This window comes from Francisella salimarina, from assembly GCF_007923265.1.
Classification (GTDB): domain Bacteria; phylum Pseudomonadota; class Gammaproteobacteria; order Francisellales; family Francisellaceae; genus Francisella; species Francisella salimarina.
The window spans coordinates 504,268-518,244 of sequence record NZ_VOJA01000001.1 but is presented as its reverse complement, the minus strand read 5'-3'; the positions used below and the strand labels follow the sequence as shown (position 1 = coordinate 518,244).

Sequence of the window (13,977 nt, the reverse complement as noted above, 5' to 3'; positions counted from 1 at the left end):
GCTTTGTGTTTTTATAACTAACAAATTTAAATACTTATGTCACCTATATTAAACAGCAACTTTCATCTATAATCTCCTGACATTTATATTCATAACTTATGTACTATGATTCTGTCAAAAATATTTGAGCAACAAAGAATTCCTACTATGGAATTATCTAAAGAAATAAGAAAGAAAATTTGGTTAAATAAATTTATTAAATCATATTTAGTCGTATTTATAGGCTATCTTAGTATGTATATGATTCGTAAGAATTTTAATATAGCTCAGAATGATATGATTCAAGATTATGGTCTTTCTTTTACTGATTTAGGACTGATTGGTTTGGGTTTTTCAATTACTTATGGTCTTGGTAAGACTGTGACAACTTATTACTTTGATGGTAAAAATACTAAGCAAGTATTGCCTTTTATGCTTATATTATCTGCAATATGTATGATAGGCTTTGGCCTAAGCCTAGGCAGTAGTACATATAGTATATTTCTTATGATTGCCTTTTATGCTATGAGTGGTTTTTTTCAAAGTCCTGGAGGCTCTTGTAGTTATTCTACTATCACTAAATGGACGCCTAGAAATAGAAGAGGATTTTTTTTGGGACTGTGGAATATGTCTCATAATATTGGTGGAGCATTAGCTGCGGCTGTAGCACTTTTTGGGGCACATGTAGTCTTTGATGGTAATGTGGTTGGTATGTTTATATTTCCATCAGTTCTTTGCTTGATTATTGGTTTTATTGGATTGAGGGTTGGTAATGACTCTCCTGAATCATATGGTCTTGGACCTGTTGAAGAAATATTTGATGAACCTATTAGTGAAGAAGATGCTTATGTTAAAAAAGTACAAATTTCAAAGTGGGAAATTTTTAAGAAATATGTGGTTTTTAATAAGATAATCTGGGTTTTGTGTTTTGCAAATGTCTTTCTATATGTAGTTAGAATTGGTGTGGATCAATGGTCACCTGTTTACGCTCATGAAGTTTTAGGTTTTACAAAAGAAACTTCGGCATGGAGTTACGCATTATTTGAATCAGGAGCTTTAACTGGGACATTATTATGGGGATTACTATCAGATCTTATTAATGGTAGACGTGGATTGACAGCCATTATATGTCTTATAGCTACTATCATCTTAATTTTCTTATATCAGTCCGCTACTAATCAGTATGTATATTTAACGGTTATGTTTCTTTTAGGATTTTGTGTGTTTGGGCCACAGCTTCTTATAGGTGTAGCTGCTGTGGGATTTGTTCCAAAACAGGGGATTGCAGTAGCAGATGGTATAAAAGGTACTTTTGCTTACTTGCTAGGCGATAGTTTTGCTAAACTTGGCTTGGGTATGATTGCCGATAAAAAAATTAGTCTATTTGGATTTGATGGTTGGTATGGAACTTTTATAGCATTATATTTAGCTGCGATTGTATGTTTCGTGCTAATGATGTTTGTAGCTATTGCAGAAGAGAAAAAAATTAAAAGGAATAAAGAGTATTATTCTAAGGCATAACTAAATAGAGATCTAGAATATACCATTATTATTTTTAGCTTCTTTTGGAATAGGTTCCATAAGCTCCCAATGTTCGATAATCTTTCCATCTTTTACTCTAAATGTGTTAATTGCAGCTGTTCCTAAATCATTTTTTGATGAGTAAAAAATATTTTCTAATATTACATAATCATTACAAGCAAATATTTTTCTTGTCTCAACCCGTGTAAATACTTTTTTATCACCAAGTCCTTTAAGATAAGTAATTAAACCATCTGGTCCATCCTCTGCTGAAGGGTAATGTTGAATGTATGTTTTTCCTAAATATTTAGAAACTTCATCTACATTACCTTTATTAAATATTACATTTAATACAGCATTCTCAAAATCAATTACAGTGTTAACATTTTTTTCATTATATTTACATTTGATAATATTAGATTTAGGTATTATTTCTGGTACGGGATTATCTTGTTTATCTGCTAATAATATTGTAGGCATTAGAGTGGCTAAAATTCCTAATGATATATACTTCCTCATACAATTCTCCATATTTATTAAAGGGTTAAATCTTTTATTTGTTGCTCAACTTGTTTTAAAGATTTTTCTCGTATTTCAGCATTTAAATCAACTCCTTCAGCACAGATCACAGTTATGTCATTTATACCAATAAAATTAAGAATTGTTTTTAAATAGTTTTCTTGGAAATCTAAAGGTTTTGCAGCTCCTTCACTATAGATATTTCCTTTACTAAGAACAAGGATAGCTTTTTTATTTTTTACTAAGCCTTCAGGTCCATTCGCTGTATATAAGAATGTTTTTCTTGCAATCATTATATTATCAATCCAAGATTTTAGTGTCGAAGGGATACTAAAGTTATACATCGGCGATTCAATAACAATAATATCATTTTCAAAAAGCTCTTCTATAAGCTTGTTTGAGGTAGCAAGTCTATCTTGATTATTATTTGCCATGGCATTAATAAAGTCTGGATTTATATGTTCTACAGAATTATCTACAAGATCTCTCTCTGAAACTTTCACCTTGTCAGTGCTTTTTAAATGGCTAATTAAATCATCACCAATTTTTCTTGAAACCGAATTTTCTTCTTTAATACTTGATCTAATATGTAGTACTTTTTTCATTTTATTTCCATGCCTGAGGTTAAAAAAAATATATACTTATAATTATCACTGTATTTACCGAATAAAACAAGAATGCACAACTATGATAGCTACTAACAAAAATGTAACTGAAGATGGATATTCTAAAGATTCTTGTAAACCTTTTAGAGAAATCTTAGGTTTAATAGGTGATAAATGGAGTATTATATTAATATCAATACTTGAAGATGGCACTAAAAGATATAGTCAGATTCAGAGAGACCTTAGAGAAATATCCCCAAGAATATTATCGCTAAAGCTTAGAGAACTAGAGAGGTGTGGATTAGTATTTCGCGAGGTTGAACCTACCGTTCCACCTAGTGTCTTTTATTCCCTTACAGATCTTGGAAAATCTTTACTAATTCATACGAAAAATATAATACGTTGGGTAGAAGAAAATCAAAATAAGATTGAACAAGCTAATGTGGACTTTAACAAATTAAATTCAAAATAATTGTAAGCAAGTAACTAATTTTTATAAAATTTTTATACCTTTGCTAAAGTTCATAATAGAATCTTTATATCACTTGAAATTATAATCTATCTCCTAAAAACATATGTTTAAAGAGGTTGATATGATTATTGTTTCAGCAATTACAATGATAAGTTTGGCGATATATATGACAGCTACGCTTATATATCCAGAGAAATTTTAACTTATAGGAGAGTATAGCTATGAGTTATAATTTTATTTTGTTTGTGGTTTTTATATTTACATTAGTGATTATTACTAAACCACTAGGAACTTATATATTTAAAGTATTTAATAATGAGAGAACATGGCTTGATTGGTTTGCAAAGCCTTTCCAAAGAGTATATCTATTAATACTTGGCGAGAGCTCAAAAAAAGAACAATCAGCGAAAAGTTATTTTTTTAGTTTGCTAAGCTTTTCGGTTATGGCGTTTATCTTTGTTTTTATGGTATTACTTTTGCAGGGTCTACTACCTTTTAATCCACAAGAAATTAAGGGAATGGGGTTTTCTCAAGCATTTAATACGGCTGTAAGTTTTGTTACGAACACTAATTGGCAGAGCTATAGTGGTGAGACAGGTGTTAGTTATTTCTCACAGATGCTTGCCCTTGCTGTCCAGAACTTTGTTTCAGCAGCAGTTGGGTTATGTGTTGCAATAGTGTTGATAAGGTCTGTAGCAAGGCATGAGGCTACTAAAGTTGGTAACTTTTGGAATGATTTGGGTAAAGCTATATTTTGGATTTTACTGCCAATATCTATCATAATCGCTATTGTATATATATTCCAAGGTGTGCCACAAAACATTATGGCATATTTACATGTACATACTTTAGCTGGTAGTGATCAAATCATTGCTCAGGGACCTATAGCATCACAAGAAGCTATTAAGTCCTTAGGTACAAATGGTGGAGGTTTCTTTAATGCAAATTCTGCTCATCCTTATGAGAATCCAACTATAATTACAAACTATATTCAGATGGTTTCAATATTTGCTATAGCTGCGGCATTAACTTATACCTTTGGTAAGTGGGTTGGCAACACCAAGCAAGGTTGGATGATATTTGCAGTAATGTTAGTACTATTTGTGATATCTCTAATGGTTATGACAATATCAGAGCTTCATGGCTTAGATTTTTTACATAGCAAAAATATCCAAGATATCTATGGGCAAGTTGGTCATTTATCAAATATGGAAGGTAAAGAGACTCGCTTTGGGATATTTAACTCAACTTTATATAATACTGTTTCAACGTCTGCTTCAGATGGCGGTGTAAATAGTGTCATGGATAGTTATTCTGCTATAGGTGGAATGATGGCGATGCTGAATATGGCTATTGGTGAAGTTATCTTTGGTGGTATTGGTGCTGGATTTTATGGCTTCTTTATGTTCTTGATGTTAGCTGTATTTATCGGATCACTGATGATAGGTAGAGCACCAAGCTTTTTGGGTAAGCGTATCGAAGCTAATGATATGAAATGGACAATGTTTGCTCTACTTATATCGCCATGTTGTGTATTAGTATTTACAGGTTTGGCAGCAGTTATTCCAAGTGTGCATCAAGCATTAACTAATAGTGGTGCGCATGGTTTTTCAGAGATACTTTATGCTTATATCTCAGGATCTAATAATAATGGTAGTGCTTTTGCAGGTTTAGCAGCAAATACTAGCTATCTGAATATTACAATAGCATTGAGTATGCTTATTGGACGTTTTGGGGTAATATTTGCTGTAATGATGCTAGCAGGATCATTAGTTAAGAAAAAACGTAGTTCACAAATGAGTGAAATAAGCTCACTTGATACAACTAGTTTTATTTTCTCGGTCTTAGTGTTTTTCACAATAGTGCTAATAGGCGGTCTAACTATATTCCCAGCTTTAAGCTTAGGACCAATATTAGATCAACTAAATTTAAATTTCTAATCGGTGATAGTTATGAGTACAAAAAAATCTCCTAATTTATTGTCAAAAGAACTTGTAGTTCCAGCTATAAAGAAGTCTTTTACAAAATGTGATCCTCGTCAAATGATCAAAAATCCAGTAATGTTCTGTGTCGAAGTTGTGACTATTTTGTGTACACTGTATCTAGTTTCAGAAATTGTACATAAACAAGATATTGGCTTTACATTACAAGTTGTAATATGGTTATGGTTTACAATATTATTTGCAAACTTTGCTGAAGGTATTGCTGAAGGAAGAGGTAAAGCTCAAGCTGATACTCTAAAAGCTGCAAAATCTAAGCTTTTTGCATTAAGAGTTGAAAGTAATGGTAATGTCATAAAAGTAGATGCAAAGAGTTTAAAGATTGGTGATACTGTTATTGTTGAAGCAAATACTTTAATTCCTTGTGATGGTGATGTTATTGAAGGTATGGCAACAATTGATGAATCTGCTATTACTGGTGAATCTGAACCTGTTGTTAAAGAAGCCGGCTCTGATAATTCTGCTGTGACTACTGGTACAAAAGTTCTTTCAGATGCTATTAAAGTAAGAGTTACATCTAATCCTGGTGAGAGCTTCTTGGATAAAATGATAGAACTTGTTGAGGGAGCAAAGCGTCTTAAATCTCCAAATGAGATTGCCTTAACTATTCTATTGTCAGGATTAACACTAATCTTTATATTTGCGATTTGCTCTTTATATGGCATGGCAATGTATAGTAATACAGTTTTATCAGCTGTTGTTTTGATTGCTCTTTTTGTGACATTGATACCAACTACAATAGCAGGCCTACTATCAGCTATCGGTATATCTGGTATGGATAGACTTCTAAAGTTTAATGTTGTGGCGTTATCTGGGCGAGCTGTTGAGTCTTCTGGGAATATTGATTTATTACTCTTAGATAAAACAGGTACGATAACTTTGGGTAACCGCTTTGCTACGGATTTTATTGCTTTAGGAGCAACATCTCCAGATGAGTTAGCGCATGCTGCTTGGTTAAGTTCACTTGTTGATGAAACACCAGAAGGTAAATCTATAGTTAAGTTAGCAGAACAGCGTTTTGGGTTTAAACAATCCTCCGTAGATATATCTGAAGCTGAAATCATACCTTTCTCAGCATATACAAGAATGAGTGGCATAAATTACCAAAATCTTGAAGTAAGGAAAGGGGCAATTTCATCAATAGAAAATTATCTTAAAGATAAGCTTGATAAAGGCCTTCTAAGAATGTTTAGAAAAGTAACAGAGCAGATATCTGAGCAAGGCGGGACTCCTCTAGCGGTGGCTCATAAAGATAAGCTTTTGGGTGTAATTCATCTTAAAGATGTTATAAAGCCACATATTAAAGAGCGCTTTGAAGAGTTACGTAAAATGGGTGTGCAAACTGTTATGATAACAGGAGATAACCCATTAACAGCCGCTGCGATAGCTGCAGAGGCGGGAGTTGATGATTTCGTTGCTCAAGCATCGCCACAGGATAAATTAGACTTTATAATCAAAGCACAAAAAGATGGCAAAACAGTTGCAATGTGTGGAGATGGTACCAATGATGCACCAGCTCTTGCACAGGCTGACGTTGGTATTGCTATGGCAACAGGGACGTCTGCAGCTAGAGAAGCTGGAAATATGGTTGATCTAGATTCAGATCCTAAGAAGATTATCGAAATAGTTAAAATTGGTAAGCAAATACTTGTAACTAGAGGAGCGTTGACAACATTTAGTATAACTAATGATATTGCTAAATATTTTGTGGTGATTCCAGCACTATTTGTGACAGCATTTCCCAGTCTTGGTGCGCTTAATTTTATGGGGTTACATTCCTCAACAAGTGCAATACTTTCAGCAGTTATATTTAATGCTCTAATCATTATCTTTCTGATACCTATGGCATTGGTTGGCGTGAAGAATGTTGTAGCATCATCACAAACTTTATTAAGAAGAAATCTTCTATATTATGGTTTAGGTGGTGTGATAGTACCTTTTATAGCTATTAAGCTGATAGATATGCTTATAACAGCTATGCATATAGTTTAAGCAAGGAGTTAATCTTATGAAAAACTTATTTAAATCTTTTATGGCGATGTTTTTCCTTACCATTGTGCTTGGTTTAGTTTATCCATTTTTTATAATGGCAATTGGATATGGTGTCGCACATAATCAAGCTACAGGATCACAAGTTTATTATAATGGTAATGTAGTTGGTTCAGAGTTGATTGGACAAACTATGCCAGATAATCTGTTCCAGTCTAGACCATCAGCATCAGGATATAATCCATTAGCTACGGGTGGTACTAATTATGCAGTTAAAAATCAGACACAGTTACAAGATGTTAAAAATAGAATTAAAGACTTACAAGCTAAGTATGGTGTTAAGCCTATTCCAGAAGATTTAGTTTTTGCATCTGGTAGTGGAGTTGATCCAGAGATAAGTCTGCAAGCTGCGCTATATCAATCAGCATATATAGCTCAAAAGAATAACCTCTCTATAGATCAGATTAATAAACTTATCAAAGAGAATACTAAGGAGCATCTATTTAATGTGGCTACTGTAAATGTTTTACCATTAAATATAGCTCTTTTACAACTGATAGGTAAAAATTCTCAAGGTATATCTAGTCTGATATAATTATATTCTGTGAATATTCTCAACAACTTTAATAGCATTGCTTAAGGCCTCTATGGATAATCAGCAAAAAGTAGATGCACTACTAAATCTAGCAAATAAAACTCAAGAATCTAAGAAAGGTAAGCTAAAGATTTTTTTAGGTTATGCCCCTGGTGTTGGTAAAAGCTATGCGATGCTTAATAATGCTAGAGCTCTACAAAAAGATAATAAAGATGTGGTAGTTGGGCTTCTTGTTAGTCATGGTAGAGCTGATACGCAAGCGCTATTAGAGGGATTAGAGGTAATGCCACTTAAAAAAGTGACATATAGGGGTAAGGTGTTTGAAGAGCTTGATATAGATGCAATAAAAGCAAGAAAGCCAGATATAGTAATAATCGATGAATTACCACATTCAAATTTGCCGACATCGCGAAATAAAAAAAGATATATTGATATTGAAGAGCTTCTTGACGAAGGCATTTCTGTTTATACTGCGATAAATATTCAGCATATTGCTAGCTTATCTTATGAAGTTACTCAATTAACACAGGCTAATGTGAATGAAATTGTTCCTAATGATTTTATTCAGTCTGCAGATGAGCTTGTTGTTGTAGATGTTAGCCCAGAAGAGCTTATCAAGAGATTAAAACAAGGTAAAGTTTATAAAAGTGATGCAATAAATAGAGCGTTAGAAAGATATTTTCAGTATACGAACTTAACTATATTGAGAGACTATACATTTAGGATGGCAGCAAACCATGTTGGTCAAGATATTCAACAATATAGAAAGTTGTATCAAAATGGCAGTGCGATACCTACATCACCATACGTATTAGTTTGTTGTGGTTATGATGAAGCAACCCCTAGTTTACTGCGTAAAGGTAAACTTTTAGCTACAACATTAAATGCTCGATTAATAGCTATATTTGTCCAAAAACCAAATAAAGTTACAAAGACTAGATTAAATTTTGCCGTTATCAGACGCTATAAGATGTTAGCAAATAGTTTAGGTTATAATATTGAGCATATTCTTGGGGATAGGATTTCTGATACGATACTAGAATATGCAAAGTCTATAGGCGCTACTGATTTAGTTATAGCCAAGTCAATACGCCCTAAGTGGAAAGATAGGTTTTTTGGATCTCTTGTCTATGATGTTGTTCGTAATAACAATACGGGAATGCAAATCCATATTGTTTCAATAAACAAAAAAGAATGTAAGGCTGAAGAGCCACAGCCACATAATAAGGCAAACATAAAAGAGTTAGTTCTAGATACTATAAGGTCGGTCTCGATAACTGCAATATCGGGAATATTTATATTTTTTAGTTTGAATATGGCTGGACTAGTATCACAGACTCTCTGTTTCTTGTTAGTTCTTGCCGCTTCTGCATATAGGTATGGCTTGATACCATCTATATTATCCTCTCTAGTGGGACTGTTCTTATATATGTATTTATACCTGGAACCTAACTTTGTATTTCATATATCTAGCTTAGCGGGAATAATTACATTTGCTTTGTTTATGGCTATCGTTATCTTTTCTAGTCATGTGATTCTACGTACAAAAAGAGCATTCAATCTTCTCCAAGAGCGAGAAAATAATATTTCTGTATTATATCGATTTACAAAGATATTTAATGAGAAAAGTTTAGATAAAGATTTACGTCCAATATTTTTAAATGCTTTGGAAGAATATTTTAAGTGTGATTTTGTATTTTTAAGTGTTTCAAATGGTGAATTAGAATCTTCAGCATTTCCACAACATCCAAATTTTAACCAAAAAGAGCTAGCAGCAGCAAAGTGGAGTTTTAAGTATAAAGATAGTTGCGGTAAAGGGACTAATACTTTTGCGGGATTGGACTGGGCTGTTGAGCCACTAGTTATAGAGAGTAGAGTTCTCGGTGTAATAGCTGTTTATCTAAGCTCAGAAGAAGCTGTAGAGAGGATAGTCACAGATAGTGTAATTCTAAGTAGCATGCTATCTCATATATCGCACTTACTACTTAAAAGAAATCTTGAAAGGCAAGAGAAAAAGTCTCTAGTTCTAGATGAGCAGAGAAGACTACAAAAATCGATGCTATCTTCTGTTTCTCACGATTTAAAGACTCCTCTAGCATCTATAATGGGCGCCTTAAGTAGTGTTAAGTCATTTAGAGAATCTTTTACTCAAGAGCAACAAGATGAAATGATTGACTTAGCTTTGACAGAGTCTAAAAGATTAGATAACTATATAGATAATATAATCCAGATGTTAAAAGTCGACTCAGGAAAACTCTCTTTGAGTATAAGAGATGTTGATAGTAATGATTTCCTTGTAGAAATTGAACAGGTTTGTAAAAGAGTTTATAGCAAGCAGAAATTCAAATTTATAGTCCCACGTGAATCATTTAAAATACAGTTGGATCCTATCCTATTCCAGCAGGTTATTCTTAATTTGGTTGATAATGCGGTTAAATTTACAGCTAATTTTGATAAAGAAGTAATGGTTTCTCTTGTAAGAAAGGGTAACGAAGCTTGTCTTTTTGAAGTAAAAGATCAAGGTATTGGCTTGAAAGAGACTGATATGGAGAAGATATTTACAATTTTTCATAGAATTGAAAAAAGAGACAGCTATACCCATGGAAATGGTTTAGGTTTGGCTATATGTAAAGGGATTGTTACTGCACATAATGGTAAAATACGTGTTTATAGTGATGGCGAGGGTAAAGGAAGTGTTTTTAAAGTTACATTGCCTTTGCAATCAAAATTAGACAATAAGAAAAGATAGTGCTTTAGAGATGATAAAAAAAATATTAATAGTTGAAGATGAGCCGCAAATTAAGAAGCTTTTAGAAAAAACTTTTTTGGTACTAGGGTATGATGTTGAGAGTGCATCAACAGCTTCAATAGCGACTAGCCTGCTAGGGCAATATCATCCTGATGTTGTTATTCTTGATCTTGGACTTCCTGATCAGGATGGTCAAGATTGGCTTAAAGCTGTAAGAGTTAGTAGTGACGTACCTATTATTGTAGTGTCAGCAAGAAATGATACAGAAGAGGTTGTCAAAGCTTTAGAAAATGGTGCAAATGATTACGTTAAAAAGCCTTTTGATATGCCTGAGCTGATTGCTCGAGTTAGAAGACAGTTGATTGCTGTTATTAAAAAAGATCTTGAAATAGCTAATGTATATAGCTTTGATAATCTCATAGTTGACTTAAATGATCATAAGGTTATTTTGGATAATCAAGAAATTCACTTATCAAAAAAAGAATTTTCGATTTTGAGCTATTTAGTTAAACATTCAGGTAAGTTGGTAATGCAGAATACTCTTTTACATGAGGTTTGGGGAGATTGCTATGGAGACGGGGCTCAGTATCTAAGAGTGTATATTGGACAGTTAAGGAAGAAGCTTTCTGCCTGTAAAAAGCAACCATTAATTATTACAGAGAATGCCATAGGTTATCGCTTTATACCAGCTGATTAGGAAGTATACTTATAGCTTATGATTTCATCTTTTTTTGGTCCAGATATTTTCCATACTAGACTAATCTCACTCTCTAAATTGTAAAGTTGGGCTAAATATAAATCATCAACACATACATGAGCCTGCTCACTTTGCCATAAGTTATCATCTATACGTATTAAATCAAAGAGTTTGACAAGATTGTTATAACCAAATCGAGCATGAGATAAGCTTATACGCTGTGAATTTATCTTTTGCCAGATATATTCGTTAGAAATATTTATAGGTTTGTTTGAGCTATCAAGTATAAAATAACCTTCTTCTTTGAAGTATATACAATTATCTTTTTGTTGAGTTATGACAGTACCATATCCATCTCCATTCCAGCCTGTTTGAGAGTTTTGGCCACTCTTAGATTCATACTTAAAGTGCCGTATATTAAGTAGCTTAGAGAATAGTTCCATAGTATTAGTAAATTTGGTTTTTATGAATATAGATTATAATGAAAAAATGTTTGGATAAGTCAGCATTATTTGCTTAGTTGTTAAAATAGAGTTATTATTTTAGCGCTTAATAAGAAATTATAATAAACCTTATGAACTCCAGATCTATCGGCTCAGTTTTTTTGATAATAGGTACTACTATTGGAGCAGGAATGCTATCTTTGCCTTTGATAGTTGCTTCATGTGGCTTTACCATGGCTGTAATTCTCTTAATACTTTCTTGGAGTGTGATGTACACAACTGCTCTTAAGCTTTTGAGAGTTTGTGCCGAGTATCCGTTAGGGGTTAATTTCACAACAATGATGCAAGCTCGAGTGTCTAAGGGATATCTAATATTTTTTAGTATTATCTATTTGTTACTACTTTATTCACTTATGTCTGCATATACCACACAGGGCTCATCACTAGTTGCCACACTTGGAGGTGTTGGTGACTCTTCTAAGACATCAGTAGCGATAGCAGCCATTATTTTTACACTAATTTTTGGTGCATTAATGTTCAGCTACAGAGTCAGTGATTATGCTAATAGATTGTTTGTGATGCTTAAATTTCTGTTTTTTGCGGTTGCTATAGTGATTATGCTGTTTTATATCAATACAAGTTATTTGGAGAGAGCACCTCTTAGCTTTTCAGCATTTATCTTTGCGTGGCCGACATTATTACCATCTTTTGGTTTTCATAATATAATTCCAGTTATTTATGAGTATCAAAAAGGAGATGTTAAAAGTTTAAAAAAAAGCATACTTATCGGTAGCTTATGTGTTTTAGTCATATATATAATATGGATTCTTTTAGCTTTAGCCCTTATTCCTCAGCAAGGTTTACACAGCTATCAAATATTATTTAGCTCTGGTAATAATACACCTATGGGTCTTGCTTCAGAGATTAGACAAGTCTCAAAGTCTGCTTTCTTAGAGGTTGGATTAAATGTATTTATGCACATAGCAATTATTACGTCTTTTATTGGAGTAGGAATTTCTTTACTACATTATATTCGTGATTTATTCTCTCGTTATAATAAGCAGATTGGTAATATTGTATTAGGCTTAATCTGTTTTATACCGCCTTTAATATTTACAGTTTTTTATCCCAGAGGTTTTATACTCGCTTTACAGTATGCAGCAATATTTGCTGTGATAATATTCGTGTACACGCCTTCATTTTTAAGTAGAAGAGCAGACCTTAAAATATATTATTCAAATATTTATGTGATTGCGATGGGAAGCATTGTAATACTTTTTCAAATTTTTAATTTGTGTTTTGATATTAATCCATTTACTGGTTTCTAAATAGTCGATGATAATTTAGGCTAGAACATATATAATGTGTGATAAGCATTTTTGTAAGTATAAGATTATAGAGTTATGAGATTTGTAGATGAAGTCGTTATTAAGCTTCAAGCCGGTAAGGGTGGTAATGGTTGTGTGAGCTTCCGTAGAGAAAAATATGTCCCTCGTGGTGGGCCAGATGGTGGTGATGGTGGTCATGGTGGTAGCATTTATCTCAAGGCAGATGAGAATGTGAATACTCTGATTGATTATCGTTACAAAAGAGAGTACTACGCTGAAAATGGACGTCCTGGCGAAGGTCGTAATTGCTATGGTAAAGCTGGAGAAGATTTATATCTTGTAGTGCCCGTTGGTACTAGCGTATTTGATGCTGAAACTAATAAAAAAATTGGCGAAGTTCTAAATAATGGTGAAATCTTCAAGCTAGTTTCTGGGGGTAAAAGAGGGATAGGTAATACGCACTTCAAGAGTAGTACAAATCAAGCTCCAAGAAAGTTCACCTTAGGAGAGGAAGGCGAATATAAAGAAGTTCGCCTAGAGTTAAATTTATTGGCAGATATTGCATTGCTAGGATTGCCAAATGCTGGAAAATCAACACTTATTCGTTCTGTATCTGAAGCTGCGCCAAAAGTTGCAGACTATCCATTTACAACAATGTATCCACACTTAGGAGTAGTCAAGGTTGGTGTAGATAGTTTTGTGATGGCGGATATCCCAGGAGTTATTGAGGGTGCCGCTGAAGGCGCTGGACTTGGTCTTAGATTTTTGAAGCACTTAACTCGAGCAAGATGCGTGTTGCATGTTGTAGATATTTGTCCATTTAACGAGTCTGATCCTGTAGAGAACTATTTTGCAGTTGAGAAAGAGCTTAAAAAATATAGTGAAGAACTATATGATAAGCCTAGATTTTTAGTTATTAATAAGATTGATTTGCTTGCTGATGAGGTAGAAGAAAGGTGCCAAGAATTTGTCAAACAGATAGGTTATGAAGGTAATTATTACACGATATCAGCAGCTATGAAAAAAGGAACACAAGAGTTAGCGAAAAAGCTTAATGAGTTTTTACAAAAACAAGAATAG

At 33.3% G+C, this 13,977-nt stretch carries 12 protein-coding genes; 9 read left to right on the top strand and 3 right to left on the bottom strand.

From position 1 onward, the window contains the following. Positions 1–105: 105 nt before the first annotated feature. Positions 106–1,500: a hexose-6-phosphate:phosphate antiporter UhpT gene (uhpT, locus tag FQ699_RS02415; RefSeq protein ID WP_146420964.1), complete on the top strand. Its 1,395-nt coding sequence runs from the start codon at positions 106–108 to the stop codon at positions 1,498–1,500. A gap of 12 nt (positions 1,501–1,512) precedes the next feature. Here the strand turns inward: uhpT and FQ699_RS02410 are convergent, their stop codons facing one another. Beyond that, positions 1,513–2,019, bottom strand: a complete 507-nt coding sequence (locus FQ699_RS02410) for a nuclear transport factor 2 family protein (RefSeq protein ID WP_146420963.1) — start codon at positions 2,017–2,019, stop codon at positions 1,513–1,515. A 17-nt stretch (positions 2,020–2,036) separates the two neighbouring features. After that, complete coding sequence (locus FQ699_RS02405) at positions 2,037–2,624, bottom strand: FMN-dependent NADH-azoreductase (protein ID WP_146420962.1); 588 nt, start codon at positions 2,622–2,624, stop codon at positions 2,037–2,039. 82 nt (positions 2,625–2,706) lie between these two features. On the opposite strand from FQ699_RS02405, the gene FQ699_RS02400 reads away from it, so the two are divergent. The 6 genes from FQ699_RS02400 (at position 2,707) to FQ699_RS02375 (ending at position 11,126) form a co-directional block, all read left to right on the top strand. Next, the gene (locus FQ699_RS02400) at positions 2,707–3,096 is read left to right on the top strand and encodes a winged helix-turn-helix transcriptional regulator (protein ID WP_146420961.1); all 390 of its coding nucleotides are present in this window, start codon (positions 2,707–2,709) and stop codon (positions 3,094–3,096) included. 221 nt (positions 3,097–3,317) lie between these two features. Further along, the gene (gene kdpA / locus FQ699_RS02395) at positions 3,318–5,036 is read left to right on the top strand and encodes a potassium-transporting ATPase subunit KdpA (protein WP_146420960.1); all 1,719 of its coding nucleotides are present in this window, start codon (positions 3,318–3,320) and stop codon (positions 5,034–5,036) included. A 12-nt stretch (positions 5,037–5,048) separates the two neighbouring features. Further along, a complete protein-coding gene (kdpB, locus tag FQ699_RS02390) occupies positions 5,049–7,088 on the top strand; it encodes a potassium-transporting ATPase subunit KdpB (protein WP_146420959.1) in 2,040 nt (679 codons plus the stop codon). A 16-nt stretch (positions 7,089–7,104) separates the two neighbouring features. Further along, a complete protein-coding gene (locus FQ699_RS02385) occupies positions 7,105–7,680 on the top strand; it encodes a potassium-transporting ATPase subunit C (protein WP_146420958.1) in 576 nt (191 codons plus the stop codon). 52 nt (positions 7,681–7,732) lie between these two features. Next, positions 7,733–10,429, top strand: coding sequence for an ATP-binding protein (locus FQ699_RS02380; RefSeq protein WP_146420957.1), 2,697 nt, complete (start codon positions 7,733–7,735; stop codon positions 10,427–10,429). 10 nt (positions 10,430–10,439) lie between these two features. Then, positions 10,440–11,126 carry a response regulator transcription factor gene (locus FQ699_RS02375; protein ID WP_146420956.1) on the top strand — a complete coding sequence of 229 codons (687 nt, stop codon included), beginning with the start codon at positions 10,440–10,442 and terminating at the stop codon, positions 11,124–11,126. On the opposite strand, the gene FQ699_RS02370 is transcribed toward FQ699_RS02375, so the two are convergent. After that, positions 11,123–11,569: a DUF6314 family protein gene (locus tag FQ699_RS02370; RefSeq protein WP_146420955.1), complete on the bottom strand. Its 447-nt coding sequence runs from the start codon at positions 11,567–11,569 to the stop codon at positions 11,123–11,125. The genes FQ699_RS02375 and FQ699_RS02370 overlap by 4 nt on opposite strands. Before the next feature lie 131 nt (positions 11,570–11,700). Here FQ699_RS02370 and FQ699_RS02365 point away from each other — a divergent pair, with 131 nt between their 5' ends. Both FQ699_RS02365 and cgtA read left to right on the top strand, forming a co-directional pair. Next, positions 11,701–12,897 carry an amino acid permease gene (locus tag FQ699_RS02365; RefSeq protein WP_146420954.1) on the top strand — a complete coding sequence of 399 codons (1,197 nt, stop codon included), beginning with the start codon at positions 11,701–11,703 and terminating at the stop codon, positions 12,895–12,897. A 75-nt stretch (positions 12,898–12,972) separates the two neighbouring features. After that, complete coding sequence (gene cgtA, locus FQ699_RS02360) at positions 12,973–13,977, top strand: Obg family GTPase CgtA (protein WP_146420953.1); 1,005 nt, start codon at positions 12,973–12,975, stop codon at positions 13,975–13,977.

Coding starts and splice junctions, on each gene's coding strand:
- uhpT (WP_146420964.1), top strand. CDS start 106: ATGATTCTGTCAAAAATATTTGAGCAACAAAGAATTCCTACTATGGAA.
- FQ699_RS02410 (WP_146420963.1), bottom strand. CDS start 2,019: ATGAGGAAGTATATATCATTAGGAATTTTAGCCACTCTAATGCCTACA.
- FQ699_RS02405 (WP_146420962.1), bottom strand. CDS start 2,624: ATGAAAAAAGTACTACATATTAGATCAAGTATTAAAGAAGAAAATTCG.
- FQ699_RS02400 (WP_146420961.1), top strand. CDS start 2,707: ATGATAGCTACTAACAAAAATGTAACTGAAGATGGATATTCTAAAGAT.
- kdpA (WP_146420960.1), top strand. CDS start 3,318: ATGAGTTATAATTTTATTTTGTTTGTGGTTTTTATATTTACATTAGTG.
- kdpB (WP_146420959.1), top strand. CDS start 5,049: ATGAGTACAAAAAAATCTCCTAATTTATTGTCAAAAGAACTTGTAGTT.
- FQ699_RS02385 (WP_146420958.1), top strand. CDS start 7,105: ATGAAAAACTTATTTAAATCTTTTATGGCGATGTTTTTCCTTACCATT.
- FQ699_RS02380 (WP_146420957.1), top strand. CDS start 7,733: ATGGATAATCAGCAAAAAGTAGATGCACTACTAAATCTAGCAAATAAA.
- FQ699_RS02375 (WP_146420956.1), top strand. CDS start 10,440: ATGATAAAAAAAATATTAATAGTTGAAGATGAGCCGCAAATTAAGAAG.
- FQ699_RS02370 (WP_146420955.1), bottom strand. CDS start 11,569: ATGGAACTATTCTCTAAGCTACTTAATATACGGCACTTTAAGTATGAA.
- FQ699_RS02365 (WP_146420954.1), top strand. CDS start 11,701: ATGAACTCCAGATCTATCGGCTCAGTTTTTTTGATAATAGGTACTACT.
- cgtA (WP_146420953.1), top strand. CDS start 12,973: ATGAGATTTGTAGATGAAGTCGTTATTAAGCTTCAAGCCGGTAAGGGT.